The organism is Neobacillus bataviensis LMG 21833 (assembly GCF_000307875.1).
Classification (GTDB): Bacteria; Bacillota; Bacilli; order Bacillales; family Cytobacillaceae; genus Neobacillus; species Neobacillus bataviensis.
In genome coordinates, this window is the sequence record NZ_AJLS01000091.1 from 1 (window position 1) to 643 (window position 643).

1 protein-coding gene is annotated in these 643 nt (G+C 44.0%); it reads left to right on the forward strand.

Annotation, left to right across the window (positions count from 1 at the left end; genetic code table 11):
- The coding region (rplB, locus tag BABA_RS13015; RefSeq protein ID WP_007085652.1) for a 50S ribosomal protein L2 at window positions 1-643 on the forward strand (643 nt) is incomplete at both ends.

Below are 643 nucleotides of genomic sequence, written 5' to 3' on the forward strand. Positions count from 1 at the left end.
ACAAACGTAAATATCGTATGATCGACTTCAAACGTACAACTGACAACGTAGTTGCTAAAGTTGCTACAATTGAATACGATCCAAACCGTACAGCAAACATCGCATTGATTGTTTACGCTAACGGGGTTAAATCATACATCTTGGCTGCTAAAGGCCTTGAAGTTGGAATGACAGTTATATCTGGCCCTGATGCCGATATTAAAGTTGGTAACGCGTTGCCACTTGCTAACATTCCAGTTGGTACATTGATCCACAACATTGAATTGAAACCTGGTAAAGGCGGACAATTGGTTCGTTCAGCTGGTGCTTCAGCTCAAGTACTCGGTTCAGAAGGTAAATATACACTCGTTCGTCTTCAATCAGGCGAAGTTCGTATGATTCTTTCAACTTGCCGTGCTACAATTGGTGTTGTTGGTAATGAACAACAAAGCTTAATCAACCTTGGTAAAGCAGGACGTACACGTCACATGGGTATCCGCCCAACAGTACGTGGTTCTGTAATGAACCCTAACGATCACCCACACGGTGGTGGTGAAGGTCGTCAACCAGTTGGTCGCAAGTCTCCAATGACTCCATGGGGTAAACCAGCCCTTGGTCTCAAGACTCGCAACAAGAAAGCAAAATCAAGCAAACTTATCGTTCG